Source organism: Terriglobia bacterium, assembly GCA_036496425.1.
Classification (GTDB): domain Bacteria; phylum Acidobacteriota; class Terriglobia; order 20CM-2-55-15; family 20CM-2-55-15; genus 20CM-2-55-15.
Map to the genome: position 1 here is coordinate 1 of DASXLG010000342.1, position 5,602 is coordinate 5,602.

The following is a 5,602-nucleotide window of genomic DNA, read 5'->3' on the forward strand; positions in this document are numbered from 1 at the left end:
TCTCGCGTTTCCTCATCCTCAAATATCGATGGATGGCACGGATGGGCGACGAAGTAGACCAGGTCGTCCCGCTTCGGCAACACGCCCGCGAGCGGTGCTGCAATATCCAAAGCCATCACCATCGTTCCGCGATCGAGCTGCGGCGCAACTTCCGTGACAATCGCGCCGATGCGGTTATCCGGCAGCGCCAGAATGACGATCTCTGCCCCCGCCAGACCCTGCTCGAGCGGCACAACGGGAATCCCGCGTTCCTTGAGCGCCGCCTTCCCGCGTTCGCTGATCTCCACATGCCGCACCGCGTAGCTCGTCTTTGCGAGATTGTCCGCAATCCGGCAGCCCATCTTCCCGCCGGCTCCTAAAAGTGTGATTGTTCTCATGCCCTTTTTTGAAATCGAATTGCCAGGTATGGCTTCTGCAGCAGCTTCAACAGAAATTTACCTCGGTAACTTCCTTCCAGCCGCGTGCTGGTCATCTCCCACGGGTCGAGTAAGTCGCCGCGGAAGGCACCTGCGTCGTCTGGCAGCTGAAACTCATATTCGGCCGGTTGATGCAAATCGAAAAAATAGAGATAGTAATCCTTCGTCTTCGCGATGCACGGATAATAAGACCCTGGCACGGCTTCGAGTTCAGCCGCCGGCGCTCCTTCGAATACCTCCTTTAAAAACGCAATTCGCCGCGGACTCTCGCCCAGCAACTCACCGCCTTTCGAAATCCAGGCTGCCCCATCTCCTCTGTGATACGTCTCTCCATGTCCTACGTAAGCGCCCGAGACCATCCCGATCCAGAACCGCCGCATCATCTCCTCCCCCGGCAGATTCCCCCAGCGTCGGTCGATATTGCCCTCATATTTACATTCATCGAATACGATCGGCTTCGCATATTCAGCCTGCCATTGCGCCGTCTTCTCGAACTGATCGCTCTGCAAGCTCATGTGCGTTACCCACGGTTTCGCATAATCGTAAAACACTTTGCTGTAGTGAATCGAGCGCAAGTGCCTATGCGGATCGCTCTCTTCGACTATCCGGAAGAAATCATCCCATTCCGGCTGCTTCTTGTTCTTTACCAGATCGTATTCGTTCGCAATGGACCACCAGACATTCTGGTATGCCGCATAGCGGGCGACCATATAGCGGAGATAGCGCCGATTCAGGTCCGCTGGCAAATCCCCGTAGCCAATTCGATCGTAGGGATGAAACAGAATCAGATCGGCCTGAATTCCTAAATCGCAAAGATCCTGTATCCGTCGATCCAGATGCTGAAAAAAGTTCACGTCAAAGCTAAAATCCGGTGCGAACGGTCGCCTCACCGGATCGCTCTCGGTCGGTAGAATACACATGCGTACCTTATTGAAGGGCGACCCGCGCAAGCTCACTAGCGTCCGCGATTCGAGCTGTTCGTTTTGATGTATCCATCCGTAGCAGGTTGTGCCGAACGAAACGTGCGGCGTGCCGTCCGCGTGGCACAAATGCCGTGAGTCTTGGACGATTACCGGTCCATGGTTGCCTTTCCCGGCGGGGCTGCAGCGGAAGCCGCCGTGTTCACCCCGATTCGTGACAAACGTCCACTCGCCTATCGAATCGGGCATGAAGCGAATCCGTTCCGCCCCGGCGCCGTCATAAAATCCTTGCACCCGGATCGCGCGATCTCCTTTTCGAAATACCGCGGACAAATTCCCATTTCGAGATCTCGGAAAACTTGCTTCAAAGATTGTCCAGCGCTCGACGGCCCTCTGCTCTATCGCCGCCGCAAATGGCACGGATCCCAGACCCGCTAATACACTCCTGCGCGAAGTCTTCACATTCACCATTCTGTGATAGTCTCATCGCACTGGCATCGCCAGAGCAATTCGTTCGGGGTAACAATTATATGCGCTCGCTGTTTCTGCTGCTCCTCGGAGCCAGTCTCTCTTTCGCTCAGGGTTTCGGCTCTCTCGTAGGCACTGTCACCGATCCCTCCGGCGCGGTGATTGCCGGAGCCAAAGTAACTGTCACCAATCCGGCTACCGGTCAGGTTCGCGAAGAATCCACCAATGCCCAGGGCTACTTCACCGTGGCATCCCTCAAGCCCGCGACTTACGATGTAACCGTCTCCGCTTCCGGCTTCAGCCAATCCACGCAGAAGGGCGTCACGCTTCTGGCCGACCAGAGCGCCACGGTGAATACGACTCTGACCATCGGCAAAGCCGCCGAAACAATTTCAGTTACCGGCGAGGTCCCGCAGATCAACACCACTTCGGCCACACTCAGCCAGGTCGTGGAACAGCGCAAGGTTGTCGACCTGCCACTGAACGGTCGCAACGCCGCATCGTTGCTTCTCGTGGTCGCTGGCGCTATTCCGTCACCGGCCAACGACGTCGATCAAGGCAATACCAAAACATTTCCCACCGTGGTTACAGTCTCGACTAACGGCGCGCGCCAGAACCAGGTTAGCTTCCGTCTCGATGGCGCTAACAACAACGATCTCTACACAAACGTCAACCAGCCTTTCCCGTTCCCTGATGCGCTCCAGGAATTCAGCGTCCAAACCAGCAACTACAGCGCCCAATATGGCGGCAATGCCGGTGGCGTGGTAAACATCGTCACAAAATCCGGAACCAACGCTTTGCACGGCGATGCCTTCGAATTCGTCCGCAATGCCGTCTTCAACGCGCGCAACTTCTTCGCGTCCACCGTCGATCAGATCAAGCGCAATCAGTACGGCGGCACCATTGGCGGCCCCGTCGTGATCCCCAAACTCTACAACGGCAAAGATCGGACGTTTTTCTTCTTCGGCTATCAGGGCACGAAGTTCCGTAACATCGGCAATACCAGCAGCGCCTTCCTTCCCACTACCGCCGAGCGCGCCGGCAATTTTTCCGCGCTCCTCGATGCTTCTAATCCCGCCAACCAATTTCACAAAAGCGTTCCCATCCTCGACCGGAGCGGCAATCGGATTCCAGGTAACATCCTGCAACCCGGCCAACTCGATCCGGCCGCCGTGGCGTTCCTGAAGTACTTGCCTGTGTCGTCGGCCGCCAACGGGCAGCTATTCTACTCGCAGCCCGTCATCCAGGACTTTGACGAATATGTCGCGCGCGGCGATCATGCCTTCTCGGATCATGATCACGTCTCTCTCCGCTATTTTTATGACCGCTTCAGCAACGCGGGCTTTCTCGATCCCAAAAACTACCTGAGCTTCCAGAATTTCTCGACTATCATTTCGCAGAACGCCTTGGTCGGCGAAACTCACGTTTTCGGTCCCGCGGCTGTGAACGAATTCCGCGCCAGCTTCTCGCGCGAAACCTCCAATCGCGGCCCCGCCGAAGGAAGCATTGGCCTCACCGATCTGGGCGTCAATATCTGGCAGCCTCCTACCGCAAAGACTATCGAAGGCATCAACGTCAGCGGGTATTTCAATCCCGGCCAGACAGACCCGGCCGCCTTCATTCGCAACCAATACAATTTGAGCGACGATTTCAGTCTCGTGCGCGGAAAACACAATCTATCCTTCGGTGGCTCGGCCATCCGCGCCCAGGTGCTGCTTCGCAATCAGTTCCGCACCTCCGGTTCTTACAGCTTTACCGCCGATGTCACTGGCGACGCTCTGGCAAGTTTCATGCAAGGCTACATTCGCACGTTCACCCAAGGCTATGGCGAATTCAAAGACAACATGCTGAACACCTTTAATCTGTATGTTCAGGATGACTATCACGTCTCACGCCGCCTGACATTGAACTTCGGTCTGCGCTACGATCCGCAATTCCCTTGGCAGGAGCGCAAGAACCGCATCGAGCAGTTCAATCCCGCCGCCTACGCCGCCAATCTTCGTTCCCAAGTCTACGTCAACGCTCCCGCTGGCCTGCTCTTTCCTGGCGATCCGGGCGTTCCTCGCTGGGGCGTCAAAGGTAGCTACAACAACATCGCTCCGCGCGTTGGATTTGCCTTCGACCCGACCGGCGACGGAAAAACCAGTCTGCGTGGCGGCTTCGGGATGTTCCACGACGCCTTGCAGAGCGGCGTCTTCAACAACCGCTTCGTCGATGTGGATCCTTTTAGCCCGCAATTCAGTCTGACGGCTCCGCCCGGCACATTTAGTAATCCGTACGTCGGCCAGAGAAATCCTTTCCCGGCGCCATTTCCTCCGCCCAAAGACGCCGTGTTTACCCGTCCGGTTCTCGCCATCACGTACGATCCGGCCAACGGCGGAAAACAATTTACGCCCATCAACTACAACTGGAATTTTTCCGTTGAGCGCCAGCTCGCTGCCAGCTGGCTTGCCCGCGTCGCCTATGTCGGCGCCCGCGCTACCCATTTCCAGGAAGCGCTGGAGCTGAATCCCGCCGTCTATAGGCCAGGCAATACGGCTGGCGTGGACGCTCGCCGCGTCTTCCAACCCTTCGGCAGCATTTCGCAAGCCGCTATGGATATTAATTCCACATTCCACTCCGCTCAGTTCACTCTCCAAAAGCGAATTTCGCACGGCGTCACCCTTCTCGCGAATTACACCTGGTCGAAGTCTCTTGATACCTCTCCGGCGGGTGCCGGCATTAGCGGTCCCGCCCAAGGCGGAAACTCGCCGATCCCCTGGAATTTTCCCGGACGCCATCAGATGGACTATGGTCCTTCCGAATTCGATCACACTCATCGGCTGGTGGTCTCCTATGTCTGGGATCTGCCCACGTTCGCCGGCCATAACGCCTTCATGCGATATGCGGTCGGCGGCTGGCAATGGTCCGGTATCGTCACCGCGCAAACCGGCAATACATTCACTGTGCAAGCCGGCAAGGACCAATCCCAAACCGGACTTGGCACCGATCGCGCCAGTTTCACCGGTGTCGATTCCTACGGCAGCAACGCCTGCGGCAACTCGGCTCCCTGTGTCAACTACCTGAATCCGGCGGCGTTCACTATCGCCCCAATCGGCGGCTTCGGCAATGTCGGCAAGGGCAGCCTGCGCGGTCCCGGCATGTTTACCTGGGACACCGGCCTCTTCAAAGACTTTCCCATCGCCCGCGAAAGCGTTCATTTGCAGTTCCGCGCTGAATTTTTCAACGTCCTGAACCGCACCAATTTCGCCAATCCGGGCGGCTCTACCACTAACCCGAATTCCGCGACCACCAGCTTCTCGAGCGGCGGATTCGGCACGATTACTGCGGCACAGGACCCGCGCATCGGTCAGCTCGCCCTGAAATTTATATTCTGAGGGTTTGTCTTCTATCTCCGAAGTCGAACAATGGGGCGTGTTCGAATTAGCCGCCCCCAGCGCCGAATTTCGCCATCAACATCGCACCATTCCGATTGATGGCTTCGAAGATGGCAGCGGCACGCACAAAGTCCGCTTCATGCCGGATGCTCCCGGAGAATGGACTTATACATCCTCCACAGGCGAGTCCGGCCGCTTCGAAGTGACTCCGCCTTCGGCCGGCAATCACGGCCCTGTTCGCGCCTCGAACACTTTCCACTTCGCCTATGCCGACGGCACGCCGTATAATCCCATCGGCACTACCTGCTACGCCTGGACGCATCAAGGCGAAGCCCTCGAAACCCAAACGCTCGCCACCCTCCGCTCCGCGCCTTTCAACAAAATGCGCATGTGCATCTTCCCCAAGCATTACGCCTACAAC

The 5,602-nt window shown here is 57.1% G+C and carries 4 protein-coding genes; 2 read left to right on the forward strand and 2 right to left on the reverse strand.

Features of this window, described 5'->3' with window-relative positions; translation table 11 throughout:
- On the reverse strand, positions 1-377 hold a 377-nt coding region (locus VGK48_24775; protein ID HEY2384404.1), incomplete at its 3' end, for an NAD(P)-binding domain-containing protein.
- Positions 374-1,807 (reverse strand): DUF4038 domain-containing protein, encoded by a 1,434-nt coding sequence (locus VGK48_24780; GenBank protein ID HEY2384405.1) that lies wholly within the window; start codon positions 1,805-1,807, stop codon positions 374-376. The genes VGK48_24780 and VGK48_24775, both read right to left, overlap by 4 nt.
- A 59-nt stretch (positions 1,808-1,866) precedes the next feature.
- Between VGK48_24780 and VGK48_24785 the strand changes: the two genes are divergently transcribed.
- Positions 1,867-5,181, forward strand: a complete 3,315-nt coding sequence (locus VGK48_24785) for a carboxypeptidase regulatory-like domain-containing protein (GenBank protein HEY2384406.1) — start codon at positions 1,867-1,869, stop codon at positions 5,179-5,181.
- 4 nt (positions 5,182-5,185) lie between these two features.
- The coding region (locus VGK48_24790) for a DUF5060 domain-containing protein (GenBank protein ID HEY2384407.1) at positions 5,186-5,602 on the forward strand (417 nt) is incomplete at its 3' end.